The organism is Actinomyces israelii (assembly GCF_030253495.1).
Classification (GTDB): Bacteria; Actinomycetota; Actinomycetes; order Actinomycetales; family Actinomycetaceae; genus Actinomyces; species Actinomyces israelii.
Map to the genome: position 1 here is coordinate 1,060,579 of NZ_CP124548.1, position 26,890 is coordinate 1,087,468.

Annotated in this window: 27 protein-coding genes; 11 read left to right on the forward strand and 16 right to left on the reverse strand. The window is 73.0% G+C overall.

What is annotated here, in order from left to right; all coding sequences use genetic code 11:
- Positions 1 to 26 precede the first annotated feature (26 nt).
- Complete coding sequence (locus AIF0345_RS04340; RefSeq protein WP_285297338.1) at positions 27 to 680, reverse strand: Rv3235 family protein; 654 nt, start codon at positions 678 to 680, stop codon at positions 27 to 29.
- A complete protein-coding gene (locus AIF0345_RS04345; protein ID WP_285297340.1) occupies positions 677 to 1,468 on the reverse strand; it encodes a LysM peptidoglycan-binding domain-containing protein in 792 nt (263 codons plus the stop codon). The genes AIF0345_RS04340 and AIF0345_RS04345 overlap by 4 nt, the downstream gene beginning before the upstream one ends.
- A gap of 259 nt (positions 1,469 to 1,727) precedes the next feature.
- Here AIF0345_RS04345 and AIF0345_RS04350 point away from each other — a divergent pair, with 259 nt between their 5' ends.
- Positions 1,728 to 2,279: a Fis family transcriptional regulator gene (locus AIF0345_RS04350; protein WP_268918757.1), complete on the forward strand. Its 552-nt coding sequence runs from the start codon at positions 1,728 to 1,730 to the stop codon at positions 2,277 to 2,279.
- 46 nt (positions 2,280 to 2,325) lie between these two features.
- On the opposite strand, the gene AIF0345_RS04355 is transcribed toward AIF0345_RS04350, so the two are convergent.
- Positions 2,326 to 2,547, reverse strand: a complete 222-nt coding sequence (locus tag AIF0345_RS04355) for a helix-turn-helix domain-containing protein (RefSeq protein WP_043561689.1) — start codon at positions 2,545 to 2,547, stop codon at positions 2,326 to 2,328.
- A 111-nt stretch (positions 2,548 to 2,658) separates the two neighbouring features.
- On the opposite strand from AIF0345_RS04355, the gene AIF0345_RS04360 reads away from it, so the two are divergent.
- The 4 genes from AIF0345_RS04360 to AIF0345_RS04375 all read left to right on the forward strand — a co-directional run bounded on the left by AIF0345_RS04360 (position 2,659) and on the right by AIF0345_RS04375 (position 5,826).
- Positions 2,659 to 3,324, forward strand: a complete 666-nt coding sequence (locus tag AIF0345_RS04360) for a CpaB family protein (RefSeq protein WP_156966639.1) — start codon at positions 2,659 to 2,661, stop codon at positions 3,322 to 3,324.
- Position 3,325: 1 nt separating this feature from the next.
- Positions 3,326 to 4,939, forward strand: a complete 1,614-nt coding sequence (locus tag AIF0345_RS04365; protein ID WP_285297343.1) for an AAA family ATPase — start codon at positions 3,326 to 3,328, stop codon at positions 4,937 to 4,939.
- A 40-nt stretch (positions 4,940 to 4,979) separates the two neighbouring features.
- Positions 4,980 to 5,447, forward strand: coding sequence for a DUF6912 family protein (locus tag AIF0345_RS04370; protein WP_285297345.1), 468 nt, complete (start codon positions 4,980 to 4,982; stop codon positions 5,445 to 5,447).
- A 235-nt stretch (positions 5,448 to 5,682) separates the two neighbouring features.
- Positions 5,683 to 5,826, forward strand: a complete 144-nt coding sequence (locus AIF0345_RS04375; RefSeq protein ID WP_285297347.1) for a hypothetical protein — start codon at positions 5,683 to 5,685, stop codon at positions 5,824 to 5,826.
- Between the two features lie 12 nt (positions 5,827 to 5,838).
- Here AIF0345_RS04375 and AIF0345_RS04380 read toward each other — a convergent pair whose 3' ends face one another.
- From AIF0345_RS04380 to AIF0345_RS04390, 3 genes are all read right to left on the reverse strand, one after another.
- Positions 5,839 to 9,045, reverse strand: coding sequence for an AAA family ATPase (locus tag AIF0345_RS04380; protein WP_285297349.1), 3,207 nt, complete (start codon positions 9,043 to 9,045; stop codon positions 5,839 to 5,841).
- Positions 9,045 to 10,412, reverse strand: coding sequence for an exonuclease SbcCD subunit D (locus AIF0345_RS04385; RefSeq protein ID WP_285297351.1), 1,368 nt, complete (start codon positions 10,410 to 10,412; stop codon positions 9,045 to 9,047). The genes AIF0345_RS04380 and AIF0345_RS04385 overlap by 1 nt, the downstream gene beginning before the upstream one ends.
- A 178-nt stretch (positions 10,413 to 10,590) precedes the next feature.
- Positions 10,591 to 11,238, reverse strand: coding sequence for a nitroreductase (locus AIF0345_RS04390; RefSeq protein WP_285297353.1), 648 nt, complete (start codon positions 11,236 to 11,238; stop codon positions 10,591 to 10,593).
- A gap of 235 nt (positions 11,239 to 11,473) precedes the next feature.
- Here AIF0345_RS04390 and AIF0345_RS04395 point away from each other — a divergent pair, with 235 nt between their 5' ends.
- Entirely contained in the window at positions 11,474 to 12,094 is a 621-nt protein-coding gene (locus AIF0345_RS04395; RefSeq protein ID WP_285297355.1) for a DUF6318 family protein, read from the forward strand.
- Between the two features lie 370 nt (positions 12,095 to 12,464).
- Positions 12,465 to 12,920, forward strand: coding sequence for a hypothetical protein (locus AIF0345_RS04400; protein WP_268918583.1), 456 nt, complete (start codon positions 12,465 to 12,467; stop codon positions 12,918 to 12,920).
- A gap of 255 nt (positions 12,921 to 13,175) precedes the next feature.
- On the opposite strand, the gene AIF0345_RS04405 is transcribed toward AIF0345_RS04400, so the two are convergent.
- The 8 genes from AIF0345_RS04405 to AIF0345_RS04440 form a co-directional block, all read right to left on the reverse strand.
- A complete protein-coding gene (locus tag AIF0345_RS04405; protein WP_285297357.1) occupies positions 13,176 to 14,039 on the reverse strand; it encodes an undecaprenyl-diphosphate phosphatase in 864 nt (287 codons plus the stop codon).
- Positions 14,040 to 14,210: 171 nt separating this feature from the next.
- Complete coding sequence (gene hisN, locus AIF0345_RS04410) at positions 14,211 to 15,035, reverse strand: histidinol-phosphatase (protein ID WP_285297359.1); 825 nt, start codon at positions 15,033 to 15,035, stop codon at positions 14,211 to 14,213.
- Positions 15,036 to 15,665: 630 nt separating this feature from the next.
- Positions 15,666 to 16,298: an alpha/beta hydrolase family protein gene (locus AIF0345_RS04415; protein ID WP_285297361.1), complete on the reverse strand. Its 633-nt coding sequence runs from the start codon at positions 16,296 to 16,298 to the stop codon at positions 15,666 to 15,668.
- Positions 16,299 to 16,378: 80 nt separating this feature from the next.
- Entirely contained in the window at positions 16,379 to 17,044 is a 666-nt protein-coding gene (locus AIF0345_RS04420) for a hypothetical protein (RefSeq protein ID WP_268916498.1), read from the reverse strand.
- The gene (locus tag AIF0345_RS04425; RefSeq protein ID WP_285297363.1) at positions 17,041 to 18,369 is read right to left on the reverse strand and encodes a DUF7224 domain-containing protein; all 1,329 of its coding nucleotides are present in this window, start codon (positions 18,367 to 18,369) and stop codon (positions 17,041 to 17,043) included. Before AIF0345_RS04425 ends, AIF0345_RS04420 begins: the two co-directional genes overlap by 4 nt.
- Positions 18,366 to 19,148 carry an ABC transporter ATP-binding protein gene (locus tag AIF0345_RS04430; protein ID WP_268916500.1) on the reverse strand — a complete coding sequence of 261 codons (783 nt, stop codon included), beginning with the start codon at positions 19,146 to 19,148 and terminating at the stop codon, positions 18,366 to 18,368. Before AIF0345_RS04430 ends, AIF0345_RS04425 begins: the two co-directional genes overlap by 4 nt.
- The gene (locus AIF0345_RS04435; protein ID WP_268916501.1) at positions 19,145 to 19,486 is read right to left on the reverse strand and encodes a hypothetical protein; all 342 of its coding nucleotides are present in this window, start codon (positions 19,484 to 19,486) and stop codon (positions 19,145 to 19,147) included. The genes AIF0345_RS04430 and AIF0345_RS04435 overlap by 4 nt, the downstream gene beginning before the upstream one ends.
- Before the next feature lie 105 nt (positions 19,487 to 19,591).
- Positions 19,592 to 20,338, reverse strand: coding sequence for a response regulator transcription factor (locus AIF0345_RS04440; RefSeq protein ID WP_268916502.1), 747 nt, complete (start codon positions 20,336 to 20,338; stop codon positions 19,592 to 19,594).
- A gap of 181 nt (positions 20,339 to 20,519) precedes the next feature.
- Here AIF0345_RS04440 and AIF0345_RS04445 point away from each other — a divergent pair, with 181 nt between their 5' ends.
- On the forward strand, positions 20,520 to 20,861 hold the full coding sequence (locus AIF0345_RS04445; protein WP_285297366.1) for a hypothetical protein: 342 nt from the start codon (positions 20,520 to 20,522) through the stop codon (positions 20,859 to 20,861).
- A 168-nt stretch (positions 20,862 to 21,029) separates the two neighbouring features.
- On the opposite strand, the gene AIF0345_RS04450 is transcribed toward AIF0345_RS04445, so the two are convergent.
- On the reverse strand, positions 21,030 to 22,052 hold the full coding sequence (locus AIF0345_RS04450; RefSeq protein ID WP_404975999.1) for a zinc-dependent alcohol dehydrogenase family protein: 1,023 nt from the start codon (positions 22,050 to 22,052) through the stop codon (positions 21,030 to 21,032).
- Between the two features lie 476 nt (positions 22,053 to 22,528).
- Between AIF0345_RS04450 and AIF0345_RS04455 the strand changes: the two genes are divergently transcribed.
- From AIF0345_RS04455 to AIF0345_RS04465, 3 genes are all read left to right on the forward strand, one after another.
- On the forward strand, positions 22,529 to 23,716 hold the full coding sequence (locus tag AIF0345_RS04455; RefSeq protein ID WP_285297370.1) for a low temperature requirement protein A: 1,188 nt from the start codon (positions 22,529 to 22,531) through the stop codon (positions 23,714 to 23,716).
- 110 nt (positions 23,717 to 23,826) lie between these two features.
- Complete coding sequence (locus AIF0345_RS04460; protein WP_268916506.1) at positions 23,827 to 24,078, forward strand: type II toxin-antitoxin system Phd/YefM family antitoxin; 252 nt, start codon at positions 23,827 to 23,829, stop codon at positions 24,076 to 24,078.
- Positions 24,071 to 24,475 carry a type II toxin-antitoxin system VapC family toxin gene (locus tag AIF0345_RS04465; RefSeq protein WP_043561340.1) on the forward strand — a complete coding sequence of 135 codons (405 nt, stop codon included), beginning with the start codon at positions 24,071 to 24,073 and terminating at the stop codon, positions 24,473 to 24,475. The genes AIF0345_RS04460 and AIF0345_RS04465 overlap by 8 nt, the downstream gene beginning before the upstream one ends.
- A gap of 252 nt (positions 24,476 to 24,727) precedes the next feature.
- Here the strand turns inward: AIF0345_RS04465 and modB are convergent, their stop codons facing one another.
- Complete coding sequence (gene modB, locus AIF0345_RS04470; RefSeq protein WP_285297374.1) at positions 24,728 to 26,878, reverse strand: molybdate ABC transporter permease subunit; 2,151 nt, start codon at positions 26,876 to 26,878, stop codon at positions 24,728 to 24,730.
- Positions 26,879 to 26,890 lie beyond the last annotated feature (12 nt).

Consider the following 26,890-nt stretch of genomic DNA (forward strand, 5'->3'; position numbering starts at 1 on the left):
GGGGCCGGTCGGGCGCGACGGCGGACTCAGCCGATCTCGAGCGTTGACATGACCCACCGGCCGCGATGAGGGACCAGGAGAGCCGCTGCGGCGCGGACCTGCGAGCCGTCGTCGAGCAGGATGGCGGCCTCGCAGTTGCCCGACAGGGTGATCTGGGTGTGGATGGAGCACACCCTGGGCCTGGGGCGACCGGGCTCGGTCCCCAGCAGCCGCAGTGCCAGGCCCGCGCGGCGGGCCAGCGCCTGGAACATCTCGGGGGTGGTCCATCGCGCCAGGTGGTCCACGGGCCTGTGCCCGCTGAGGGCCTCTGCGGCCGCCGTGACGATGCCGGCGGCATGGCGCCGCGGGTCGGGCAGGTCCCGCGAGTCCGGCAGGGCCTCGGCGGTCGCGGGTTCGGACCTGGACAGGGTCTTCTTGCGCCGCCGCTTGCGCTGCTGCCGGAGGCTGAGCTCGGTCTGGAAGCGCAGGCGGTCCCACTGCCGGCGCTCGGCGCCCGCCATGGGCGTGCGGGGGACGACCTCGCCCGCCGGCTCGCCGACAGCGGTCCTGGGGACGCGCGGTTGCGGCCCGGTCGGCTCCGGGCGGCCCGGCGCGGGGCGCGTGAGGGCGGAGCTCTTCCCGGCGGGGAGCGGCTGCGTCAGCCCCGGGGCGGGCGGCGCGGCGGCTGTCACGGCTGTCACGGCCGGCTCCCGTCGTCGGCGGGTCCCTGGGCGCGGGTAAGTGAGTCGGGCAGGTCCAGGGCGTCACCCGGGTGGATGAGGGAGGGGTCGGCGCCGATGCGCTCGGCGTTCGTCTCATAGATCAGGGGCCAGGCCCGCACGATCTGCTCGTCGGCGGCGCCGGGCCCCAGGGCGGCGGCGGTGATCGACCACAGGGACTCCCCGGGCCCGACGACGTGGGCGGACGAGGATCCGGACAGGGCGCCGGCCCGGTCGCCGGCGGCCTCGCCGGGAGCGGGAGGCTCGACGTCGGGGTCGCCGTTCTCGACGCCGGGTGCGGGCTGGGCGGGCTCGGCCTGCGGGGCGGAGGGCCCGCCGGCGCCCGCCCGCCACCCCAGGTCGTCGGGGACGGAGGGGGCGGCCGCCGCCACGGGGGTGACTGCGAGCCCCGCGACCACGGCGCCTGCGGTGATCCGCCGCACGAGCGGGGCGCCCCACCGCTGGAGTGCTGTGTCGGCGCGGCCGCCCGCTGCGGCGCCCACCGGCGCACTGGGCGCACCCGCCGCGGCGAGGGCGTCCTGGAGCAGGACGGTCAGGGCGAGTCCCGCGGACGCCAGGTGCCACAGGCAGCCCGCGGCCCCGAGCCCGCACGCGAGCGCGATCGCGCTCTGGGCGATCTGGGCCGTGCTCCACCACGCCACCGGCACCGAGGCGAGGCCGGCGGCCGCCGACCAGGCGCTCGCCGCCAGGACCGCCGTGCCGACAGCCGCGGCCAGCGCCACCGCAACAAGATGCATGAGAGCGCGCATAAGATCCTCCACCATTGGAGATGCTGTTTGAGGTGATTTGATATTGCACGTTCATGTGAGAAATGTCAAGTTGTTCTGCGGCGGGGCGTGGCGCGAGCGGGCCGGCGCGGCCGCTGCGCGCCCGGGCGGGGAGGTGCGCAGGGCGCGCAGGGGCAGCCGGTCAGGGGCGCTGGAAGACGCGCAGGGGTGCGCTCAGCGGCGCGCAACGCGTGGAAGTGCGCTCTTGCCGCCCCGCCGGTCGCCATGGTGGGCTGCCTCCATGGACTGGGACGCGCTGCTGGCAGACCTGGAGAGCCGCTTCGAGGCGGAGCGCCGCGCCGACATCGCCGCCCAGGCGGCGGACCTGGCGGAGGCCGAGATCGCCGTCGTGCGGATGGCCGATCGGCTGCGCGGGGCCGTGGGGCGCGCGATCCGCCTGCGCACGCGCGGCGGCACGCCGGTCGATGGCGTGCTGGTGCGGGCGGAGGACGGCTTCGTGCTCATCGACGAGGGGGACGGCCTGCAGGCTCTCGTCCCCACCGGCTCGCTCGCGTTCCTCGCTCCGCTGCCCGGGCCCGCGCCCGAGCCGGACGGGCGCAGGCGCCCGACCCTTCGGGCCGCCGCGCGCGAGCTGGCCCGTAGCGGTGCGCGGGTGCGGGCGATGACCCCCGCCGGGGACGTCATCGGCCGGATCGCACGGGTGGGGGCCGACTACCTGGACGTCGTCGTGGACGGTCCGCGCAGCGACGAGCGGCGCCGGGCGGCAGGGGCGCCGCGCAGAGGCGTCGTCACCGTGGCCCTGGGCGCCCTCGATGTGCTGCGCAGCCGGTGAGCGCACCCGTTCGGGGCGCGCTCACCGGGCGCGCTCACCGGGCGGGTCACTCCTTGTCGAGGGAGCGCCCCGCGGCGACCATCTCGCGTGTGGCCTCCAGCTGGCGCTCGATGTAGGCGTCGAAGGCGCTCTCCGGGACCCGCCACAGGCGGCGGGCGCCGACCTGGAGGGCCGGCAGGTCGCCGGACTGGATGAGGGCGCGCACGCCCTGGGCGGACAGCTGCAGGTTCTCGGCGACCTCGGCAATGGTCAGGAACTTGTCTTTCATGGCACGATAATGACACTCCGGCGCACAGCGCGCCATCCCTGAACAGCCTTGTGGATAATCAAAGATGCTTCCAGGCTGTGCCAGGGCCCCATGAGTGATCAGGAGAGTCTCGTGGCCCCTTCCCGCCGCGGCCCCGCACCGGCCGCCGATGCTGCACCTCCGGCTCGCAGACGCCGGTCCACCTGGCGCGACCCGCGCATGGCCGGCGGGCTCGTCCTCATCGGGGCCGCCGTCGCTCTGGGCGCCTGGGCGGTGAGCACCGCAGCAGACACCCAGCAGGTCTACGTCCTGGCCCGCGACGTCGCCCCGGGCCAGGACCTGACGGCCGACGGGGTCCTGTCCCTGGTGGACGCCCACCCGGGCACGGACGCCTACATCCCGGCCGGCGAGCTGCCCGAGCGCGCCGTCGCCCAGCGGTCCCTGAGCGCCGGCGAGCTCCTGCCCGCCGGCGCCGTGGGGTCCCAGACGCCGGAGGACCTGCGCGCGATCGTCCTGAGGGTCTCCTCCAGCCTGCCCGCCGGCACCGCCACCGGCGACGTCGTCGATCTGTGGGTCCTGCCCGCAGCCCGGACCGCCGCCGAGAGCCCGCGGACCCAGGCCGAGGTCGTCGCCGAGCACCTGACCGTCTCGGCGGTCGGGCAGACCGATGAGGGCCTCATGGGCGGGGACACCACCGAGGTCGAGGTCCTCGTCCCCGCCGGCTCGGTGGCCGCGGTGCTCACCGCCGTCGGCGGCGACGGCGCCCTCGTCCTGGTCCCCGGCGGCGCCGGGAGCTGAGATGGACGAACGACTGCACGGGGTCCTCCTGGCCGTCTCCGGGGACGACGCCGACCTGCTGCGCGCCATCGACGCGCGCGGATCCGGGCTGCGCGTGGTGCGCCGCTGCGCGGACGTGGCCGAGCTGCTCAGCGCCGCCATGGCGGGCCTGGCCGCGCTCGTCGTCATCGACGCGGACTTCGACGACCTCGACCCCTCGGTCGTGGACCGGCTGAGGCACGTCGGTGCGAGCGGCGTCGTCCTGGCGCCCGCGGACCGGGCGGAGCGCTGGGCCGCACTCGGGTGGCCCGTTGAGGACCGGGAGGCTGATCCCGAGGCCGTGCGAGCGCACGTGCAGGCGCTCGCACGCGCCGTCGAGCCCGCTACGAGTCCGCGCACGCCCCCGCGGGCGGGCTCCTCCGCCTCGCCCGCCCGACCCGGGGCCGACGACCGGCTGTGGGCCGAGCTGACCGCCTCGGGGCCGCCCACCCCGACCGCTCCGGACAGGCCCGAGGAACCGGGGCGCCACGGACCGGGCGGCAGGATCGCGGTGGTCTGGGGGCCGCGCGGCTCCTCGGGCAGGACGACGATCGCCGCGGCGCTGGCCCACAGCCTGGCTCCGGCCGGCGGCACGATCCTGGTCGATGCCGACCTGGAGGGGCCGTGCCTGACCCAGGTCCTCGGGCTGCCGGAGGACTCCTCAGGCCTGGCCACCGCCGCGCGCCTGGCCGGGCACGGCAGGCTGGATGACGAAGCCCTCGAGGCGCTCCTGGTCCCCGTCGGCCCCTCGGAGCGCCTGCTGTCCGGTCTGGGACGGCCCGGGCGCTGGCGCGAGCTGCCGCCCTCGGCCATGTCCCAGGTGTGGGCGCGCTGCCGGGGCCTGGCGGCGTGGACCGTTGTCGACATCAGCGGCGGACCGGTCGATGACTCGGTCGACGAGTACACCCTGGAGCCCGGCAGGGGAGCCGTGGCGGCCGACCTCGTGGGCGGCGCCGATGTCGTCCTGGTGGTGGGCGGGGCGGATCCGGTCGGGGTGCGCAGGCTCCTGCAGCTGCTGGGCGACCTCGACGGGGAGGCGCGCCCCGCCGGGCGGATGGAGGTGGTCGTCACGCGGGTGCGCTCCAGCGTGGCGGGGCCCTCGCCGCAGCGCGCCGTCAGGGACGCCCTGGAGCGCTACGGGAGGGTCAGCGAGGCGGTGCTCGTGCCCGACGACCCGGCCACGGCCGATCGGTGCCTGATGGAGGGGCGCGCCGTGACCGAGGCGGCGCCGGACAGCGAGCTCGGGCGGGCCCTGGCCGGGCTCGCCGACCGGGTCGACCCGCAGGCGGCCGCCTCCGGGCGCGAGGGCGGACGCGGGCGACGGCGCAGGCCCGGGCTGCGACGCCGCCGCGAGAAGCGGGGCGCTGCGCGGGCGCTCCGGTCGGCGCCGGCTCCGACGCAGCGGCCGGCGGCGCCCGCGCCCTCCGCCGGCGCGCCGGCTCCCGCTCCTCCACCGGACAGGGGCGCAGCCCCGCGGCGGGGGCCGCAGCCCCCGCCGCTCGCGGCCCCGCCTCCGCCTCAGGCCGGGGACGGGGGCGGGAGCCCGGCCGCGCCCGGCGCGCGCGTGAGGCGGCGCCGGAGCCGACGCGCCCGGTAGGGGCGCGCTCCGCGGCGGGCGGGCGGGGCACACTGGGGGCATGCGCGTTTACCTGCCTGCGACGGCCGCCGACCTGTCCACCCCGCAGATCAGCCCCCGGACGGCTCATGCGGTCACGCCCGCCCTGGCCCGGGCCCTGCCCGATCAGGACGAGGAGGGTCTGGAGGCCTCGGCGAGCCTGTGCGCGGCCGACGCCTCCCTGGTGCTCCTGGCGGCCCCCGGCGCCGAGGGCCTGGCGGATCGCCGCGTCGTCATTGCGGCGGACGTCGAGGACGCCCGGGTCGCCGAGCCGGCGGCGGGCGGGGACGTGCTGCCGGGCACGGTCCGGGTGGAGGCGCCGGTGGGCTGGGAGGCCGTGGCCGCGCTGCTGGTGGACGAGCGGGCGGCGGAGGCGGACGTGCGGGCGGCGCGCGCCGGCGACGAGGAGGCCTTCGAGCGGACCGCCGAGGCTGACCTGCTGTGGTACGACGCCACCGAGCGCGGGCCCCTGTCCGCCGAGCTCGCGTAGGGGCCCCGGTCGGCCCGGGCCGCCCGCTTTGCCGAGGTGGTTGCTCTCCGGCTCGAGATCGGTTCAAGGAGGGCTCGGGCCCCGCCGCCGGGTCTCTAAGCTCTCCGGGGGTCAGGCAGGGCGTCAGGCGGGCGCCTCGAGCTGATCTCGCCGAGAAAGAAGCCGCAGGCCCGCCCCGGAACCAGTCGTCTGGTGTCCCGCGTCTTCAGCTTCTAGCTTCTGTTGGGCTCTGGGCATGGCGATACGGGGCCGGCGCCTGGTCTGGCCGAGGCCGTCGGAGGGGCGCGAGCAGCTGGGGCGGTGGGGCGGGAGGAGCGAGTCCGCTCAGGGGCCGGCGGTGCGCTGCGGACGCTACCACCAGATACTCGAGACCGGCTGATGAGGCGGGATGCTAGGAGGCTGTGATGCGCAGCGTTGAGCCCGACGGCGCCCTGACCACCTCGATGCGGTCGGGTATCTGGCGGCGCAGCTCCTCGACGTGGGAGACGATGCCGATGGTGCGCCCGCCCGCCTGCAGGCGCCCGAGCTCGGCCAGGACGGCCTGAAGGGTCTCGGGGTCGAGGGAGCCGAAGCCCTCGTCGACGAAGAGGGTCTCCATGGCGACGCCCCCCGACTCGGCGGTGACGACGTCGGCCAGGGCGAGGGCCAGCGCCAGGGACACGTAGAAGGTCTCCCCGCCCGAGAGCGTCTTGGGGTCGCGCACCCCGCCTGAGGAGAAGCGGTCGACGACGCCCAGCCCCAGCCCGCGGTCGCGGCGCCCTGCCGAGCCGGCCTCGTCGTCGACGCGCACGAGCTCGTAGCGTCCCGAGGACATCTGGGCCAGACGGCCGTTGGCGAAGACGAGGACCTCGGCGAAGCGGTCGAGAAGGACCCACGTCGCCAGGGGCGCGGCGGCGTCATTGCGGCCGGCGACCAGTGCGGCCACCCGAGCTGGCGCCCGGGAGCTCTCAAGGGTCTCGACGAGCTGGGTGGCGGCCCCGCCCACGGCCGCCAGTGCCTCCTCCAGGTGCCGGTGGGACTCCAGGGCGGTCGCGTGGACCGCCAGCGCGGCGTCGCGCGCCTTCTCGGCGGACTCCAGGAGACGGCGGGCGCCCGCGACGTCGGCGGTCTCCTGGCCGGTGAGGGCGGCGATCCGCGGGTCCTGGGTCAGCGCGTGGCGGACGCGTTCGCGGTCGGCGCGCTCGCGGTCGACGGCATCGGCGAGGGCCTCCAGCTCGGCGGGCGGCAGGGCGGCCCGCTCGGCTTCCGCCGCCTCGGCGAAACCGGCCCCGGACAGGGCCTCGGCCAGGTCGGCCGAGGCGACGGCGGCCTCCTGGGCGGCGGCGCGGACAGCGGCCAGGTGCGTGCGGGCCGACTCGGCGGCCCGGGCGGTCCTCAGGAGCGAACGGTGCCGGCTGGCGACCGTGGCGTGCTCGCCGGCGGCACCGGCGCAGCGCGCCCGGTCCTGCTCAAGAGCGGTCTGCGCTGCTGCCAGGCGCGCCCGGTCCTCGGCCAGCGCGGTGCGGTCCGCCTCCAGGGCGTCTCGCATGGCGGCGGTCTCCTCTGCGAAGCCGGCCAGCTGCTCGGCCAGCTCCGCGGCGGGGCGCGCGGCATCAGCGAGCGAGCGGAGGCGCTCGGCCGCCTCCGCCAGCGCGGCCTCGAGCTCGGCGAGGGGACGGGCGCCCGAGGCGTCGAGGGCCGCGCGGTACTCGCGGTCCAGGTCACCGTGCTCGCGCGCCCTCTCGGTCAGGATCTCGTCGGCGCGGGCGCGGTCGGCGTCGGCCCGCTCGACCTGGGAGCGGCTGACCGAGCCGGACTCCGGGGCGGCGGGGGCTGGGTGCTCCGGGGAGCCGCACACGGGGCAGGGCTCGCCGTCGACGAGCTCGGCGACAATGGAGCCGGCGGTCGCCTCCAGCCAGGCGCGGTGCTGGGCGGCGGCGTGCGCCTTGGCCTCCTGCACGGCGGCGGTCGCCTCGGCGACGGCCCGCCGGCTCGCGTCCAGCCCGGCGCCGAGGTCCTCGGCACGGGCGGCGGCGTCGCGCCGCGCGGCGGCGGTCTCGCGGTCCACGCGGGCCTGGGGGAGGCGGGCCTCGGCTCGGCGCGCGGCCTCCAGGGAGGTCTCGAGCTCGGCGTGACGGGCGGGCCGGGCCGCCAGCATCCGGGCGCGCTCGTCCACATCCGCGCGGCGCGCATCCAGGTCGGCCTGCTGGTGCGCCAGCGCCTCCTGGCGGTCCGCCAGGTCCGTCTCGAGGGCGACCAGCGGTTCGAGGGTCCCGGCGAGGGTGCGGGTGCGGGCCGCGGCGGCGGCCAGGTGCTCCTCGGCGCGTCGAAGGCGGCGGGGGTCCTCCAGGTCGGGGGCGCCGTCGGGCGCCTGGCGCGCGAGGGTCGCTGCGGTGGCGGTCTCACGGTCCTCGGCGGCCAGGTGGGCGTCCACGCCCAGGGACCGCGTCGCTAGGCCCCGAGCGGAGACGAGGTCCCGCAGGGCGCGTGCGCGACGGTGCAGGGCGGTGGCGACCTGGGAGGCGCGCCGGGCGGCGTCGAGGCGGGCGACATCGGCGTCGTGGTCGGGGCGGTGGGCGTCGAGCTCGTTCTGCTCGGCCAGGAGCGCCTCGCGCCGCTCGAGCCGCTGGCGCAGGTCGACGGCGGCCTCCGCGGCCGTGCGCGCCTCGGCCGCCTCGGCCCGGGCGCGCTCCACGGCATCGGCCAGCGGGGCCAGGGCGGCGCGGCTGCGGGCAAGGGCCTCCTCGCCGACGACGGCGATGGCGTCGGCATCCGGGACGGCGGCGCCGGCCTGCTCCGCCAGCGCGGCCAGCCGCTCGTCCAGGGAGGGCGCGGCAGCCCCGGCGGGCTCGGCGGACGCAGCGGGCCCGGCGGCGCCGCTGCCGGCAGCGTCGGCGCCCTCCGGGGGAGCGCCGTCGCCGGCCCCGGGGGCGGGCAGGGCCGCCAGCAGCGGGGCCGCGAGCTCGACGCGGGCCCGGAGCGCCTGGCGGGCGGCCTGGGTCTTCCGGTCGGTCAGGCGGCCGCGCTCGGCGATCTCGGCCTGGATGGCGTCGAAGATCGCGGTGCCGAAGACGTCGCGCAGCAGGGTGTGGCGATCCGCGGACGTCGCCCGCAGGAAGCGTGCGAAGCGCCCCTGGGGCAGCACCACCGTCTGGGTGAACTGGTCGCGGCTGAGCCCCACGACGCGGGCGACCTCGGCGCCGACGTCGTCCAGGCGGGTGAGGGGATCGTCCAGGGGCCGCCCGCCGGGGGCGGCCAGGCGCCACAGCCTGGCGGAGGCGTTCTGCCGGGTGGTGCCAGTGCCGCGCTTCTTGGGCCGCCGGTACTCGGGGCTGCGCAGGATCCTGTAGACGCCGGCCGAGGTGGAGAAGGTCAGGTCGACCTCGGAGGCGGCGGCGCCGTCCACGAGGGTGGAGCGCAGGCGCTGCTTGGACGAGCCGGCCGAGTCGGCGACCTGCCCGTACAGGGCGAAGACGATGGCGTCGATAATGGTCGTCTTGCCCGCACCGGTGGGGCCGGTGAGCAGGAAGCGGCCGGAGGCGGTGAAGCGGTCGAAGTCGATGGTCTCGGTGCCCGCGTAGGGGCCGATACCGGTCATGGTCAGCGTGTGCAGCCGCATCAGTTCCTCCTCCGCTCGCCGGCGCGCACGGCGTCGTAGGCGGCGGCCATGACGGCCTGCTCGTCGGGCCGGGCGGGACGGCCGAGCATCTCGGCCAGGAACCGGCCGGTGACCTCCAGCGGGTCGCTTCCGCGCGTGACGGGAGCGCAGCCGCCCTCGGCTCGCGGGGGAGGCGTGTGGGAGAAGGCCAGGAGATTCGGCAGCTCGGCCTTGAGGCGCGCCATGGCGTCCGGCTCCATGGCGCCGGTGAGGACCACCCGCACCCAGTCCTCGCGGTGCTCGGGGGCCAGGGCCAGGACCTCGGCGAGGGTGCCGGTGAGCGTCGTCGCCCGGTAGGGCGCCGGAGCGGGAACGCGCTCGAGACGGGTCACGCCGTCGGCGCCGATGTCGAGCAGCGCGGTGGACTTGGGGGAATCCGCCTCGGGGAAGGAGAAGGGCAGAGGGCTGCCGCTGTAGACGAGGCGGGGGCCGGGTGCGCCGGCACTGTCAGCACTGTCGGCACTGTCGGCACCGCCGGCAGCGCGGATCTCCTGGGGGCGGTGGAGGTGGCCGAGGGCCACGTAGTCCAGGCCGCCGGAGCGCTCGGCCAGCGGCGAGCCGCCCAGGCCGGCGTAGACGCCCGCGGGTACGGAGTCGACGCCGCCGACGCGGATATCCCGTTCGGACTCGGCGGTCGGCCTCCCGCCGACGACGAAGGCGTGGGACATGACCAGGGCCGGGACGCGGGCGGTTGCCGTAGCCCTACGGGCGGCGAGGTCGGCGGCGACCAGTCGCAGGGCGCCCGAGACGACGGCCTCGTGGCTGCGGGGCAGTCTGCGCGGGGGCTGCGAGGCCGCGGGGGAGTCGGGCCCGGGCGAGTCCTCGGACCCGGCGGCGCGGACGGCGTCGGGATCCTGGGCGGGGGCCCCGCCGGTCTCCCCGAGCCGCTCGGCGAGGAGAGGAGGCAGGGAGTCGCGGGCCGCGTCCGGGTCCAGGTAGGGCAGGGCGTAGACGTACAGGCCGTCCGCGCCCCCGGGACCGGGGATGATGATCGGCCGGTCGACCTCAGCGGTGCGGGCGCGGATGGTCAGGCCCTCGCGCAGGAGACCGGCCCCGAAGCCGAGGCGCTGGGCGGAGTCGTGGTTGCCCGGGGTGAGGACCACCCGGGTCAGCTCCGACAGGCGGCGCAGGGTCTCGTCCAGGAGGCGGACCGAGTCGGTGGGCGGGATGGCGCGGTCGTAGACGTCCCCGGACACGACGATGGCGTCGACCGCCTCGCAGCGGGCGAGCTCGACGAGGTGGTCGGCGAAGGCCGCCTGGGCGTCGTCCAGGACGCGCCCGTGGAAGGTGCGCCCCAGGTGCCAGTCGGAGGTGTGCAGGATCCGCATGGGTGCACCCTCTCACAGGGGTGCGACGCGAATGAGCAGGCACGGATGAGCAGACCTTGTCCGCGGCCCGCCCCCTCGTCGAGATCGGTTCGGCCTTGGGCGGCGCCGTCGATCGGCGCGAGCCGGATCGCCGTCGTCGAGCCCATGACCCTGTAGGGCTGCGGCAGGCGGTCGCCGCTCAGTCCTTGATGGTGAGGATCTCCTCCACGTCCGCGCGAGAGGGGGAGAAGGCGGCCAGAGGAGTGTCCGCGACGTGCCCCAGCGCAATGCCGATGGCGAGCGTCTCGTCCTCGCCGATCCCCATGATCTCGCGGACCACGCCGGGGCGGTTGACGAGCGCGTAGGCGTTGATGGCCCCCAGGCCCTTGTCGAATGCCGCCAGGGCGAGCATGGCGGAGAACGCGCCGAGGTCGTGAACGGACCACAGGGGGGAGTTCTTCGGGATGGTGATGTAGAGGACGGCCTGGGCGTTGAACAGGCGGCCCTGGGAGGCGGTGAACTCCCGGGCGGCCTCGCCCAGGGCCGCAATCTCCTCACCGGTGGCCGCCATATTGGCCTGAGCGGCCTGCGACCACTCGGTGCGGGGCATGACCGGGAAGTCCGAGTCCCCCTTCTCGCCGGCGGCCGCACTCGCGGTGTAGTGCTCCTTGATCCGCTGCAGCGCGGCACCAGTGGCGGCGTAGACGCGCCAGGGCTGGGAGTTCACCCACGACGGCGCCTGCTGGGCGGTGCGAACGATGTCCACCAGATCCTGGCTGGGCACGGGCTGATCGGTGAAGTCGCGGACGGAATGGCGCTTCGCGACAACCTGCTTGAACTCCATCATGCTCTCCTTCCGGACGCCGGTGCGCCCGGCGGAGACAACATCCGGTCGGCCCCGGGCATTCCGGGTGTTGTCTGTGGGTGGGCTTTTTGGGGGTGGTGGTTGTTGTGGGTGTGGCGGTAGAGTTGGTGGTGCTGGTCGATGGTGACCGGTGTGCGGGGCTGGTTGTGGCTCGTTCTGTCTGTTCTGTCGGTGCTGTCGGTGCTGTCGGTGCTGATGGTGGTGAGTGATGGTGACTGTGTCGTTCTCGCTTCGTCGTGGTGGGGTGCTGGTGGTGGCGCTGGTGGGCGTGTCGTGCGTGCTGTCGGCCTGCGGGCGGGGGGATGGGGGCGTGTCGGCGTCGGCCGGCTCTGAGGCTTCCGTGGTCTCGGCGTCGCCGGTGGTGGACCTGCCGGAGGAGCAGGCGGCGGCGCGGGAGGCGGCTCTGTCCATGGCGGCGCCCGAGCGGCCGGAGGGCATGGACGAGGAGTCCGCCGAGGGGGCCGTGGCGACGGCGACGTACTTCGTCCAGCTCTACCCCTACGTGTACGCCACCGGGGACCTGGAGCAGTGGAGGTCGATGAGCCGCCAGGACTGCCTGTTCTGCGGCTCGGTGATCACCAACGTCACCAGGCTCCACGACTCCGGGGGATGGAAGGACCCATGGGTGCACACCGTTACCGGGACCGGCTACGCCGACCCCGGCCCCGGCAGCGAGTACTCCCGGGTGGACGTTACATTCAACAGAGAGGCTACTTATACCTACGATGGAACCGGGGCAGAACCTGAGGTGGCAGAGCCCCATTCCAATACGCTCATCATTTTTGCTGTGAAATACGTGGAGGGACGTTGGGTTATTCGAGAGGGGCAGGTTGAATGAAAGCAAGAGCTATCAGATGCGTTATTCCGATTACTGTTGTAGCGATGGCGCAGGTGATACTACCGCCGACTGCCATAGGAGATAACAGTGACTCGGTTTTTCTTCTGAAGGAAGTGGAAATTCTGTCGGAGTGACGCGTACGCGTACGGAGGTGGTTGATCCGGGTCCGGTTCCTGGTGCGGGGGGTGGGGGTGGGTCCTATGAGGGTGCTTCTGGTGGTCGGCAGGGGCCGGTGGGGCAGGAGCAGGGGGAGGTGTGCGCCGGTCTTCCTGCGGCGGAGCGTCCGTACTGCGTGGTTGGGCGGTACGGTCTGCCGGGGCCGGGCGGGCGGGGCGGTGAGCCGGGTGGTGCGGGGCGTGCGGCGGGGCCGGTGGTGGTCACCTCCACCGACGTCGCCAGGGTCATGGCCCGCGGGTCGGGCGTCGTGCGTCAGCCTCCGGGGGCCGAGGCGCTGGTGTCCAGGATCGTCATCGTCTACACCTCCTCGGCCTCCCAGGAGCTGAGCACCCGGGTGGGGGACCAGGACGTGAGCATCCTCGCCACGCCGGTCTCCTACACCTGGGGGTGGGGCGACGGGGCCACGACCACCACCACCGACCCCGGGGCCGCCTACCCCGACCACACCGTCTACCACAGGTACTCCCGCACGGCCCGGGGGGTGACCATCACGCTGACCACGACGTGGTCGGCGACCTACTCCGTGGCCGGCGGGCCGCCGCAGCCCGTCTCCGGGGTCCTGACCACCACCGACACCGCGGACCCCTTCGACCTGGTCCGCCAGATCTCCTACCTCACCGACGACGCCGAAGAAGCCCAAGGCCACTGACGACTGGCTCCGGCGGGGCCCGCGCCGGGCCCCCGTCGGTCCTTTGGGGCTCTGCCCATGGGGCGGGCGCGGAGGCGGGCCGCGCACGGCAGAGCGGCTGCCCGGCCCCTTGAACCGATCTCGACGACAAGGAGAAAGGGGAGCCCCGGGGGTCAGCCGCCGAACCACTCGTTGACGCGCGCCACGATCGCCTTGTCGAAGGCGTCATCGCAGTGGTGGCGGGCGATCCAGGCCGAGAAAGAGCCACCCGCGGCCTCAGGGCTCGACCGTGCCGGAGGCGACCAGCGCGACGATGAGTGCGCCCAGGGCCACGCGGTAGAGGAGGAAGCTGGTGAACTTGTTGGAGGAGACGAACTTCAGCAGCCACGCGATCGTCGCGTAGGCCACCAGGGCGGAGACGATAGTGGCGATAATGGTGGCGGTCCACCCGACGGTGGCGGTGATGTCTCCCGCTGCTGTGACCGCTTCGAGCAGGCCTGCGGCGATGAGGGCGGGGATGCCCATGAAGAAGGACAGGCGCGTGGCCGTGACGCGGTCGAAGCGCAGGAAGAGCCCGGCGGAGATCGTCGCCCCGGAGCGGGAGATGCCCGGCAGGACGGGTGCGAGCGCCTGGAAGCCGCCGATAATGAGGGCGTCCTTGACGCCGACCTTGCTCATGCCCTTGCCGAGCGAGGCGTGGGCGGCTCCGGGCGGGCCGTCGGACTGCTGGTCCGCGAGCCACATGACGGCGCTCCAGACAATGAGGGCTCCGGCGATCACCCACATGTTGCGGGCCGTGACCTCGATGAAGTCCTTGAGCAGCAGCCCGACCGCCGCGACCGGGATCGAGCCGAGGATGATGCCCCAGCCCAGTGTGTAGTCGGGGTCGCTGCGCGCCTCCTTGGACCTCAGGCCCTTGAACCAGGCGGCCACGATGCGCACGATGTCGCCCCAGAAGTAGACGACGGCGGCCAGGATCGCCCCGATCTGGATGACGGCGGTGAAGGCGGTCATGCCCTTGCCCTCGATGTCGTAGTGGAGGAGCTTCTCGACGATATTGAGGTGGCCCGTCGAGGAGACGGGCAGGAACTCGGTGATGCCCTCGACGATGCCGAGGATGACGGCGTGCAGCCAGTTCATGGGTCTCCCAGGATGAGGGCGGACGGGGTCGCCCGAAGGCTATCGCGCCGTGACGCGACGATGGCGGGTCTGCGGCGTTGGCCTTGGTCTCACTCGGCGGGTCGGGGCGGCGGCGCCCCGGAGGCCCGACGACGGCGCCCCGCGGGCCCGGACCGGCGCGCGGGCCCGGCCTCAGTCGGTCTCCTCGGCCAGGCGCGCCAGGACGGCGTCGTGCAGCAGGCTGTTGGTGGCCACGGCGTCGCCGCCCCACGGGCCCGGCTCCCCCGCCAGCGAGGTGAAGCGCCCGCCCGCCTCGGTGACGATCGGGACGAGCGCGGCCATGTCGTAGACCTCGAGCTCGGGCTCGGCCGCCAGGTCGACCGCGCCGGAGGCCAGCAGCATGTAGGACCAGAAGTCGCCGTAGGCGCGCGTGCGCCAGCAGCTCTGCATGAGCGAGAGCATGCCGCGCAGCCGCCTGCGCTCCGCCCAGCCGGACAGGGAGGAGTAGGACATGGATGCGTCCTGAAGGGACGTCACGCTGGACACGTGCAGCTGGCGGGCCAGCGCCAGCGATCGCCCGCTCCAGGCGCCGCCTCCCCTGACCGCCCACCAGCGCTTGTCCAGCGCCGGCGCGGAGGCCAGGCCGACGACGACCTCGCCGTCCTCCACAAGGCTGATGAGAGTGGCCCACACGGGCACCCCGCGCACGAAGCTCTTCGTCCCGTCGATCGGGTCGATGACCCACTGGCGCGGCGAGTGGCCCGTCACCCCGAGCTCCTCGCCGAGCACCGAGTCGCGGGTGCGGGCCCGCGACAGGTAGTCGCGGATGAGGCGCTCGGCCTCCCGGTCGGCGGCGGTGACCGGGGTGAGGTCCGGCTTGGTCTCGACCTCGAAGTCCTGGTTGTCGAAGTGCGCCCGAGTCAGGGGATCGACCTGGTCCGCGATCGTGTGGGCCAGGTGCAGGTCGTCTCGCCAGCGGCGCTCGCCGGCCGGGGGAGGGGAGGCGGTCTCGATCATGGCACCACGGTAGCGGGGCGGGCCCCGCTCGCCCCGGCCGACAGGCTCCGCGTGCCGGGCGCAGCCCGGTGACATCGGCTCGGGAGCACTGGCGCCGTGCGCTGGCGGCTCCTGGGCGGGGCCCGACGACGGCGGGGCCGTGCGAACCGCTTGGCTCCTGTTGCGGAAGCTGTTTGAGCAAGTCGTTTGAGCCGGTGGTCGGTGCCGTCGGTGTGCGGTGGCAGTGCCGGAGGAGGGCGTTGCACATGGGAGAGGAGGGCCTTGCCGGTGCGGATGCCGGTTCTTCGCATCATTCTGCGATTTCCGCATGTCCGTCAAAATGAGCTGACGCGCTCCCATGTGCGCAGACCCCCCTGTAGGCACATGGGAGCGCGTCAGTCAATCTTGGCGATCCGAGAAGAACGTTGGAATTCCAACGAAAGTCGGCGTCCATCTCGTCGGGTCGCCTCTCTCCCATGTGCAACTTGCCTCCGCACCCGTCCCGACCCGCACCCAGGGCGGCGGGTCCCCGCCCGGCCGCACCCGGACACGGGCCGGACGGCATGCGCGGTCGTCCGCAGCATCACCCACCCCGGGTGCGCAGTCATGACTGTCTCCGGATTCTCCTGACGGGTGCGGGCCTCGCCGGGACTACCGACTCAGGAGCTGGGCCAGGAAGGAGTTGATCTCGTCGAAGAGGGTGAGATCGATGCGGTGGTAGAGGTCCACGTGACCGGCGCCGGGTGCCGCGACGAGGCGCTTGGTGGTCGTCGGCTTCTCGTGGATCGCCTTGGACAGCGAGCGGGAAGTGGCCTGCTCGCCCACCACCGTGAGCACCGGCGTCTCGATCTGTTCGGGATGCATCAGTTCGGCGAAGTTCATGAAGGACGGGTCCGAGGCGGCGGCGAGCCGTGTAGTGGGGCTGTGGTGGTGCCCCGCTTCGCGCCAGTAGAGGGCCCCGAACTCGCCCATCGGGTTGTCGTCGCTGAGGGTCATGGGTAGCCCATGGCCGCCGTCGCCGGGGATGGCGAGCCGAGGTCCAGGTAGTGCTGCTCGGCCAGGTTCCGCCAGGGCGGTCCTGCGCGCCTGCGCATCGGGGTGCGGCGGCAGATAGCTGGCGGAGATGTCGATCATCGAGACGTTGACCAGCGACTTGATGCGCAGGTCCGCCTGGACCGGCGTGGCTCCGTTACGGTGGTACCGGGCGGTGTCGATGAGGCGGTAGCCCGCCTCGACGGCCTCGCGCACGCAGCGCTCGGTCTCGCGCGGCGGCGTCCGGTACACGCCCAGGCCGAGGACCGGACGCCGTTACTGAGGGTTGTGCTCTCCGCGCTGCTCCCGCGCTGCTCCCCTCCGCCGCGCTCTCAAAGCCTGTGACGACCCCGGGGCCGCTTGCGTCTGCCCAGGGCGTGGCGTCGCGGTACCGCCCAGCCGGGGAGGATCCCGGCCCGGAGCGGTGCTCCCCGCCACCGCACGTGGCACAGGAGGAGGCCGACGGCGAGGAAGACGGCGCTCACCCACCACGACGCGGATGCCTCGGGCGGGGCCTGGGCCCAGTTCCACGGGGCGTGCTCTCCGTCGGAGGAGCCGAACCAGATGATGATGAAGATGCCGAAGAGCGCTCCGACCCAGGACAGCGACTCGCGCAGGAGCCCGGCGGCGAGGAGCGTCAGCCCGCTCCACGCCATGTAGGCGCGGATGACTTCGAGAGCCTCCGCTCCTGTGCCCGTTGCGGAGGACGCCGTCGCGAGCAGGAGGCCGAACGCGCTGAGGACTATGAGATGGAGCCACCTGGCCTTCTGCAGGACACCTGTGTCCCCCTCGTCCGTGGCGGTGAGCGGGGACGCGAGTGAGCTGGTGACAGCTGACGCGATAAAGGCGCTCAGGACGTAGTGGTAGGGGATGGTGACGGGGTTCACTCCTGATGTCAGGGTGAGCAGGCTCTCTCCGGTGATGAGGGTGGCGATCGTCAGCAGAGCCATGATCGTGAGAGCCAGTCCAATTCTGCGGGAGCGCAGATAGAGAGTCATGAGCAGTGCTCGGGGTCGGAGCCCGCGGCGAGCGAGCGCATGGTGGCGAGCCGCTCGTCTATCCAGGTCTGCTGCTCTGTCTCAGTGGTTTTCCAGATTCTCGCTATCTCGGTCCGATCGGTCCCGCTGCTGTCTCTCATTCCGTGAGGCCAGTCTGCCGCTTGAAGACGTAGCTCAAGCAACAATGACAGCTCGTGCGCCGCTTTTGAGTATGCCTGCCTCCCTGATTCGTCGTGCGGATAACACTGCGCCGGGACGACAGACGCTGTCAGCAGACCTGCCACCGAACCGGCTGCGAACCAGGTGCTGTCGCTCTCTATGACGAAGCTGCCCGATCCTGGTTTGAGGCCGCGGGTGTCTTCGAGTCCGTAGGAGCTGATGTGATCGGGAACCGGAACTCCCAGGGTCCGCGCCTGCTCGGGTACCCTCTCGGCAATTCTGGTGAGCTCTGGTAGGCGGGCCGCCTCATCGGGCCAGACGCAGATGCGGAAGTCTGTGGACGTGCAGACCGCCTCCTTCGGGGGCCGGCGCTCCTGGGTGAGCTGCGGGCTGGTCAGTACCAGGGCTCCCGCGACGACGCAGCTCAGGCTCCCGACGACGGCGGCCCTGCGACGGGGCCGGGACCAGGGGTAGGCGGTGCGTGCTCTGACAGCCCGCGTGTGGGCGATGAGACCAGGGGCGGACCAGGCGAGGACCACGACGAGCCCTGCTTCGACGACGGCGAGAGCGACACCGGTCGGGGAGAGGACGGCAGAGGCCCGGCCGCTCAGGAACAGGCGTGTGAAGTGGAACCTCATTGCATCGCCTGACCCTGGCAGGGTGATGACCAGGCGCAGGAAGAGGAGCATGACGGTGGTGACGGGTGCGAACCAGGCGGGGCCGCCGAGGCGTCCCAGGAGGAATCCGACGGCGATGCACTCGGTCAGGCACGCCAGGGCCACGAGGACGTATGACGGCCACAGGAGTCCTGCGGGCGCCGCGGAGGCGAGGTTGACGATGGTGGCGCACAGGGCGCCTGCGGCGATGACGGCGGCGCCGGACAGCAGGTGGGCGATCAGCAGGGGCGTGGTCCACGGCGCGGTCCCGCTGCGGGCACCGCGGGCGGATCCGGCCAGGTGCCGGCGCCGCACCTCCCAGGCGCTGGCTCCACCCATCACAGGACCGATGAAGAGCAGCGGGGTGGAGATGTGGGCAGAGCCCTCGGGCCAGATGCCCCTCCAGGTATGGATGTCGTTGACCATGAGGGCGACTGACGCCGCGGCGGCGAGTGGGGACAGGCACACGAGGAGAGAGCGGCGCATCTCGATGCGCAGGATGCCGATCATAGTGGTGCCTTCTCCAGGACCGTCATGTATCCGCGTTCAAGCCGGCTGTCTCCGGGGGCGTCGTGGCGTGCCAGCTCCTCCAGCCCTGCGACCGTGCCCTGGAAGCGGACACTGCCCGAGTCCATGACCATGAGCTTGTCGCTCACGGCGCGGACGTCCTCCACGAGGTGCGTCGCCAGAATGGTCGCCGTATCCGGAAGGCTCTCGATGAGCCCACGGAAGGCGATGCGCTGGGCCGGGTCAAGACCGACGGTCGGCTCGTCGAGAAGAAGAAGTGAGGGGCGGCTGGCGAGCGCGGCTGCCAGGTGGGTGCGTTGGATCATGCCGCCTGATAGCCTGCGCATAGGTCTGTTGGCCTGTGAGGACAGCCCCACTCGGTCCAGCGCCTCCCGGCAGGCTTCGCGTCGACCTCTCCGGGGGACTCCGTGGACCCAGGCGGAGTACTCCACCGTGTCCAGGGCGCTGAAGCCGGGAACGCTTCCGGGATGCTGAGGCATGAGGGACAGGCTCCGGCGCGCGCGTCGGGCGCTGCTGGTGTCGGTGACGGCGACCCCTCCCACGGTCACGGTTCCGGAGCTCGGAGCGAGCGTGCATGCCATGATGGACAACAGTGTGGTCTTTCCCGCCCCATTGGGCCCTAGAAGGCCGAGCACCTGGCCGACACTGACGTTCAGGTTAAGTGGGTTCAAGGCTTGAACGTGCCCGAAGGCCCGGGAGACCCTCTCCAGACTGAGAACGTTTCCCGGGCCCTTGGGGGCATGTTGCTGGATTGCCGTCATCCGCGGTACTCCACCCAGTTTCCGCTTCCCTGCACGGCGAACCACGCGTTTCCGTAGTCAAAAGTGACGACTGAGCCCTCACCGATGGAGTACCACGAGCCCACGATATCGGGCTGGGAGGCCTGGGCGACGATTGCTCGGTAGTCGCCAGAAGCGGTTGCCGGTTCGCACGTGGCTTCCCAGGCGGTGTTCCACCACTGGACATAGCACCCGTTGGTTGAGGGGCTTGTGCCCTCGGCGGACGCGGTTGCGCTTGCGATGACTCCCGCTGTGGGGACCGCCAGGGCGGCTACCAGCCCGAGGCGCGTGATCCTCTTGAGGGTTGATGTGATAGTCATGAGATCCTTCCTCGCAGACTTGTCGATGTGCCGGAACCTGCTGACGTCGGCTCGTCAGCGCACCCAGTGTGTGTCGACGACGTCCGTGAGAGGTATCGATGAATGTCAGTGACTTCCGCTGTCGTGACGGCGCCCCGGTGCTCGCACCATCCCATGGGGGTCCGTGGCCTCCAGAGCGGTCGCCTTGAGCGTGAGCTGCGTGCGGGACGGGCATCCCAGCAGGCCGAGTATCTCCGTGACATAGGTCCGCACCGTGTGCTCCGACATGCCCGTGGCGGTTGCCACCTCTCGGTTGCTCAGCCCTTGGACAACCGACCGGTAGACGTTCTTCAGGCGTTCTGGGAGCGAGCCGACCGCGCAGATGAAGTCGATGTTGTCCGCCCGGGCCTCCGCGTAACGGCGGAACCTGTCCGCCACGATCTGCATGGGGGCGGGCCCGAGGACGGTCTGACCGTGAGCGGCACTGCGAAGACACGTGACGATGTGGTCGACGTCCATGTCCTTGGTGAGGAAGCCACGCGCCCCCGCCCCGATCGCCTCCTCGAGGCGTGCGCGATCGACGAGGGCCGTCAGCATGACCACGGCGACCCCCGGGTGCCGGTCGGAGATGAGCCGCGCGCTCTCGATGCCGCTGACGTGCGGCATCTCCACCTCGAGAAGGGCTATGTCGATGCGGCGCCGATCCAGGACGCGCAGTGCCTGCGCCCCGTCCTCCGCGGTGGCGGCTACGGCTATGCCCGCACGTTGATCGAGCACGCGCGCGTACCGTCGTCGGACCGCGGCATCATCGTCGGCGAGAAGAACTCGAAGATCCGTTCTGGCCCGTGCACTGTCCGGTCCGTTGTCGTTCATGCGCTCATCCGCTTCCGAGCTGGAGTCCGAGGAATCGATGAAGACGGGATGTGGAGACGTGGGAGATGCCGCCCTGGGCGGGCACCGCCCCACCATACGCGGCAGCGCGTGGCCGGCACCGCGGACCCGAGTTTTGAGACGCATGTCTTTCTGGCCGAGGATCTTCCGTAGACTCACGCGCATGAAACCCCTCTACTGGTTCCTCGCCGCCCTTGTCCTGTTCGCCGCCGGGGCGGGGCTCATCAGCGTCCAGCACCTCGGCCCCGCACCAGACGTCACGTGCCTGGAGGAGGGGCAGCCGTCCTCGGGCTTCTCCGTCGAGGTCAACGGCGAAGAGTGCCGGCTCAACAGCGAGGACTTCGAAGCGGTGTGGGACTACGAGAACAACTCGGCGCGCCCAGTGCGCCTCGCGGGCCTCGGGCTCGTCGTGGTCAGCATCGGCCTCGTGGTGACCGGCACCGTCTCCGCCGTCCGCCGCTGGAGCCGCAGGAGGAGGGCGGAGCGTCTCGCCGCCGTCGGCTGATGACGGCGCGACCCGTACCGGGGCGGGATCGTTCGGAGGATCCGCAGCCCCGCGTCTGAGCCGCGCGGGCGCGGCCGACGACCACTGGCCGCAGCCCGACCGTCGAGGGGTCGTGGGCTGCGGCCAGTGGTGTGAATCGCGGTCAGGGGTAGACCGTGTCGGACGGCGTCAGACCTCCAGCAGCACCTTGATGGCGCGGCGCTCGTCCATCGCCGCATACCCCTCGGCCGCCCTCTCCAGCGGCAGGCGCATGGTGAAGACCCGCCCGGGGTTGATCTCGCGCTTGAGGATGCGGTCGATGAGGTCTGGCAGGAAGCGGCGCACCGGTGCGGGCCCGCCCAGCATGTTGACCTCGGCGAAGAAGAGCTGCTGCCCGTCGAGGCTCACGCCGTGGGCCACGCCGACGTATCCGACGTGCCCGCCGGGCCGGCACGAGGCGATGGCCTGGTTCATGGACAGCTGGTTGCCGACAGCCTCGACCACGCCGTGGGCCCCGTAGCCGCCGGTGAGCTCCTTGACCTTCGCGGCGCCCTCCTCGCCGCGCTCGGCGATGACGACGTCGGCGCCGAACTCGCGGGCGAGCGCCGCCCGGTCCTCGTGGCGGGAGAAGGCGATGACCCTCTCGGCCCCCAGGGCCTTGGCGGCCAGGACGGCCGACAGGCCCACCGCGCCGTCGCCGACGACGGCGATCGTCTTGCCGGGGCCGGCCTGGGCGGCCACGGCCCCGAACCAGCCGGTGCCCAGCACGTCGGAGGCCGCCAGCAGGGAGGCGACGACGTCGGGGTCCTCCGGCTTGCCGCCGGGCACCGCCACGAGGGTGCCGTCGGCCAGGGGCACGCGCGTGTACTGGGCCTGCGTGTCGCCCATGAAGCCGCCATTGGCACAGCGGGACTGGAAGCCGGACTCACAGATCTCGCAGGTGTTGTCCGAGGTGCAGAAGGAGCCGACGACGAAGTCGCCGACCTTGACGTTCTTCACCTTCTCGCCCACCTCGACGACGGTGCCCACGTACTCGTGCCCCATGGGGCGGGGCTCGGTGACCGGGGCGATTCCGCGGAAGGGCCACAGGTCGGAGCCGCAGACACAGGCGACCTCGACCTTCAGGACCGCGTCGGTGGGCTCGACGACGCGTGGGACCTCGCGGTCGTCCACGCGCACGTCTCCGGGGGCGTGCATGACGACGCCGCGCATCGTGGTGGGCAGGTCAGGGGTTGTGGTACTCATGAGATCCTCCGTTACTGGCGCCCGGTGGTGCTCGGGCGCCGTCGTTTCGAGCCTACGAGCCGCCCGCGTCCTGTCCCAGGCACTCCCAGGGCCACCCCTATCGCTGTCAGCCGAAGCGTCTTGCCGCCTCTGCGTGGCCGAAGGGCCTTGGGGCGGTTCGGCGCGCGGCTCGCCCAGCCTGCCGGCCGACCCCTCGGTCGCCCCGGTGCCGCGATCCGACGTGCGCGGGCGAGCCAGGCCTCGCGCCGCTCGGGGCTGGAGCCTCCCAGCGGGCTCGCCGGCAGCCGTTCGACGGTCGCGCTGCCGAGGCGGGCGCCGACGCGGCGCTCCCAGATCGCCGACGACGACGGCGCGGCCCATGGGGTTTCGTGGGGTAGCGTCCGTGGTGCTCGCAGTACTGCAGCACGTACTGGCACGCGCTGCTGCCCGGATGAGAGGACCGCATGCACAGAACCGCTCATGACCTTGAGGCCGCTCCCGGCGAGGAGCAGGAGGTCACCAAGATCGAGCTCTTCTTCGACCTCATCTACGTCTTCGCCATCTCCCAGCTCTCCGAGCACCTCCTGGAGAACCTCACGTGGCGCGGGGCGCTGGAGACACTGGTGATGTCCCTGACGGTCTTCGGGGTGTGGGCCACGACCACCTACGAGTCCACCATGGTGCTGGCCAGGCGGCGCACGGCGCGCTACCCCCTGCTGGGCGTGATGGTGCTCGGTCTGATCATGAACGCCTCCATCACCGGGGCCTTCGAGCACTCGCCCTGGGTGTTCGTGGCCCCGCTGCTGGCCATCCAGATCGGCAGACCGCTGCTGACCCGGAGGGTGGATGTCCTGCCCGCCATGCGCCTGCACCGCATCAACATGGTGGTCTGGTCGCTGGTCTCGGCCGTGCCCTGGGCGGCAGGAGCCCTGGCCGACGAGCACGGCCGCCTCGTCTGGTGGGCGGCCGCCGCCGCCATCGACCTGCTGGGGATGCGCCTGCGGCACCCGGTGCCCGGGCTGCCCGTGCCCGGCCGCGATGAGATCGACTTCGACCAGCCCCACCAGATCGAGCGCTGCCAGCTGTTCTTCATCATCTGCCTGGGCGAGGCCGTCCTGACCACCGGCAGCGCGGTCATCCGCGGCCTGGACGAGCCCGTGGTGGTGGCCGCTGGAGTGGCTTCCATGCTGGTCATCATCTGCATCTGGGCACTGTTCTTCGGGCCGGCCAACGAGGAGCGCGTCGTGGCGCCGCTGGCCGCGCTCAGGCAGGAGCGCGATCCGGCCGCCAGGCTCTCACTGGCCATCCTGGCCACCAACGGCCAGCAGGTCCTCGTCCTCGGCATGGTCGCCTTCGCCGTCGGTGCCGAGGTGGTGGTGGACGAGCCCGCCGAGCCGGCGGGAACGGCCGCCGTGCTGGCCCTCTTCGGCGGCACTATCATCTGCGTCACGGCTCTGTGGCTCTTCCTCGCCCGCGCCACCGGCCGTCGTGCGTGGGCCAGCCTGGCCGCCTCCGACGCCGTGCTGGTGGGCCTGGCCCTGGTATCCGCGCTGGCGGGCCTGCCGGGGTTGGTCGTCATCGGCCTGCTCCTGGTGGCGGCCGCCTCCACGGTCTGGGGGTTCTCCCGGGAGACCCACCGACTGGCCCGGTAGCGGCCCCGGCAGGCCGCGCCGTCCTTGTCTCCGATGCTCTGACGGAACGTGCTCCACGCGCGCCTCACCCCCCAGTACCGCTCGTAGCGCTAGGTGCTACACTGGGTACAATGATGTCCATCGGCCAGCGTGAACTGCGCAACAACAGTGGTGCGATTATGCGGGAGCTGAGCGGGGGGAAGAGTTTTATCGTGACTCGGAACCAGGTCCCGGTCGGCGAGCTGCGGCCGCTGCGTCGCAGTCGAACGGTGAACCGGGAGGTGCTCCTGGCCGCTCTCGCCGGTGCCCCGGTGGTCGATGGTCGGCAGGTGGTCGCCGATCTGGACACCGTCATCGATCAGGATCCTGAGCCCCGTGCCTGAGTCGCACCGAATTGGCCTTCTCGATACGTCTGTCGTCATTGACCTGCCGCAGATCGACTCGGCCCTGCTTCCCGAGGAGCTTGCCATCAGCGTCGTGACGCTCGCCGAGCTGAGTGCCGCTCCTGCTTACGCATCTGATCCGATGGAGCGCTCCCGTCGGCAGGCGAGACTCCAATTGGTCGAGTCCCTCATCGAGCCGATTCCTTTCGGGGTCGAGGCTGCGCGCGCCTACGGGCTGATTGCCAGTGCAGTCTTGGCTGCGGGCCGCCTTCCTCGCAGTCGTGCAGCGGATCTGATGATCGCTGCGACAGCCCTGGCGGAGGATCTTCCGCTGCTGACCAGGAATGCGGGCGATCTCAGGGGGCTTGAGGGCCTCATCGACATTCTCCCCGTCTAGCGGAACCCGAGCTGGCAGATGCTGGAGCGGTCTTTGCGCCTCGGTCATCGCCTGCGCCGCCTGTTGCTGTCACTGGAGCGAAGTAGCTGGTCGGGTGGGTGGGGCATCGTTGCGGGGCGGAGCGTCGGGGGTGTCGTCAGGGCCTGGGCATGAGGTGGCCGGCTGGGCTGGTGGTGGAGCAGATCGCCTGAGGTGACGAGGCGCGGGCGGCCCGCACGCCGGGAGCCCTGTGGGATGCGTCAGACGGGCCAGTCACCGCTCCGCCCTCCCGCTCGTCGCGGTGGCTGTGCCGCCGCCGGCCCCAGGGCCGTCTGCGCTCCCGGCGCGCCGGGGCACGATGCGCACCTCGACGGCCTTGATGGCGCACCACAGCTCCTGACCGACGGCGATGCCCATCTCGGCGACGGCGCCGGCGGTGACCACGGCGCGGACGCCCTGGCCGCCGGCCAGCCCCACGCTCACGCTCACCAGGGCGCCGGCCCGCTCCACCCCGGTCACCCGGCCCGCCAGGACGTTGCGGGGCGAGCCCTCGGGAGGCTCCCGGTACAGGGCCACGGCATCCGGCGGCACCAGGGCGATGCCGGGCCCGCCGGGGCGCGGGGGCCCGCCGCGGGCACCGGCGTCGTCCCGGGGCCGGCCGTGGACGACCTGGCCGTGCGGCAGCTCCAGGGCCGGGGCCTCGGCGTCGCCCGCCAGCTCCCCGGTCAGGACCGCCGTCCCGGTCAGCCGCGCGGCGAAGTCGGAGACCGGTGCGGCCAGGACCTGAGCCGTCGCCCCGCGCTCCACGACCCGGCCGCCCTCCAGGACGACGACGTCGTCGGCCAGCGCCGTCACGTCCAGGACGTCGTGGGTGACCACCAGGGCCGTGAGCCCCTCCTCGGCGGCCCGGCGCGCGACCAGGGCGCGCATCTCCTGGCGCGCGGTGACGTCCAGGGCCGACATGGGCTCGTCGAGGACCAGCAGGCGCGGGCGCGTGGCCAGGGCCCGGGCCAGGGCCACGCGCGCCGCCTGGCCGCCGGAGAGCGCGCCGCCGGAGCGGGACGCCAGGTGCGACGCCCCGACGGCGGCCAGCTCGGAGCGGGCGCGGCTGCGGGCCTGCTGGCGGCTCGCGCCCTGGCAGCGCAGGGCGAAGACCACGTTGCTCAGGACCGACATGTGGGTGAAGACGCCGGGCTCCTGGCTGAGCAGCGCCACCTCGCGGCGGCCGGCGGGCACGAAGCCCTCCGGGCCGTCCAGGACCCGCTCACCCAGGACCACCCGGCCGCCCTCGGCGTCCAGCAGCCCGGCCACCACGGTGCAGACCGTGGACTTGCCCGAGCCGTTGGGGCCCACGAGCGCCACGGTGCGCCCGGCCGGGACGGTCAGGTCGACGACGACGTCGCGCGCGTCCAGGCGGAAGGAGACCGTCAGCTCCCGGCCGCGCTTTCCGGGCTCGCCGCGCCCGCCGGGCTCGTCCGGGACGCCTGCGGGAGCGCCGCCGTCGTGGGAGGGGGCGGGCTTCCTCGGCGTCCCGGGCGCGTCCGCCTCCCCGGCCTCGTCGGCGAGGCCCCGGGTCGGACGGCGGCCGCCCGCCAGGGCGGTCCAGCGCACGTTCGTGGTTCCGATAATGAGGAATGACAGGGCGATGAGTACCACGGCCAGCGCCAGGGAGGTCGCCGTGTCGCTCTCCCGCTCCAGGTAGATGGCCAGCGGCATGGTGCGGGTGACGCCCTCCTTGGAGCCGGCGAAGGCGATGGTCGCCCCGAACTCGCCCAGGCTGCGCCCCAGGGCCAGGGCGGTGCCGCGCACCAGCGCGGGCGCCGCCAGCGGCAGGGTGATGCGCACCAGGATCCGCCACGGGCCCGCCCCCAGGGTGCGGGCAATGGTCTCGGCGCGGGTGTCGCGGCTGCGCAGCGCGGCCTCCAGGGTGACCACCAGGTAGGGCATGGAGACGAAGACTTGGGCGACGACGACGGCTGCGGTGGAGAAGGCAATGGGTATTCCCCAGGCGTCCAGGGTCTGCCCGAGCAGCCCCCGCTTGCCGAGGGTCGCCAGGAGGGCGATGCCCGCGACCACCGGCGGCATGGTCATGGGCAGCACGGCTACGACGCGGGCGGTCCGCACCCCCGGCCACTGCCTGGCCAGCAGCAGCGACAGCGGCACGCCCAGAGCCACGCTGATGGCCGTGGCGATCAGGCAGGTGCGCACCGAGAGCCACAGGGCCTTCTGTGCGGAGGGTGTGGACAGCAGCTGGGGCAGCCGCCCCCAGGCGACGCGCGTGCCCAGGCCCACCAGGGGCAGGACGATCGCGCAGGCGCCCAGGACGGCCAGGGCGGTGACGAGCACCGGCAGAGGGGCGCGAGCGGCCCGCCCACGCCGGGACGGGGCGCGGGCGGGCCGCCGGGAGGATGGCAGTCGATTCACGGGACCAGGTCT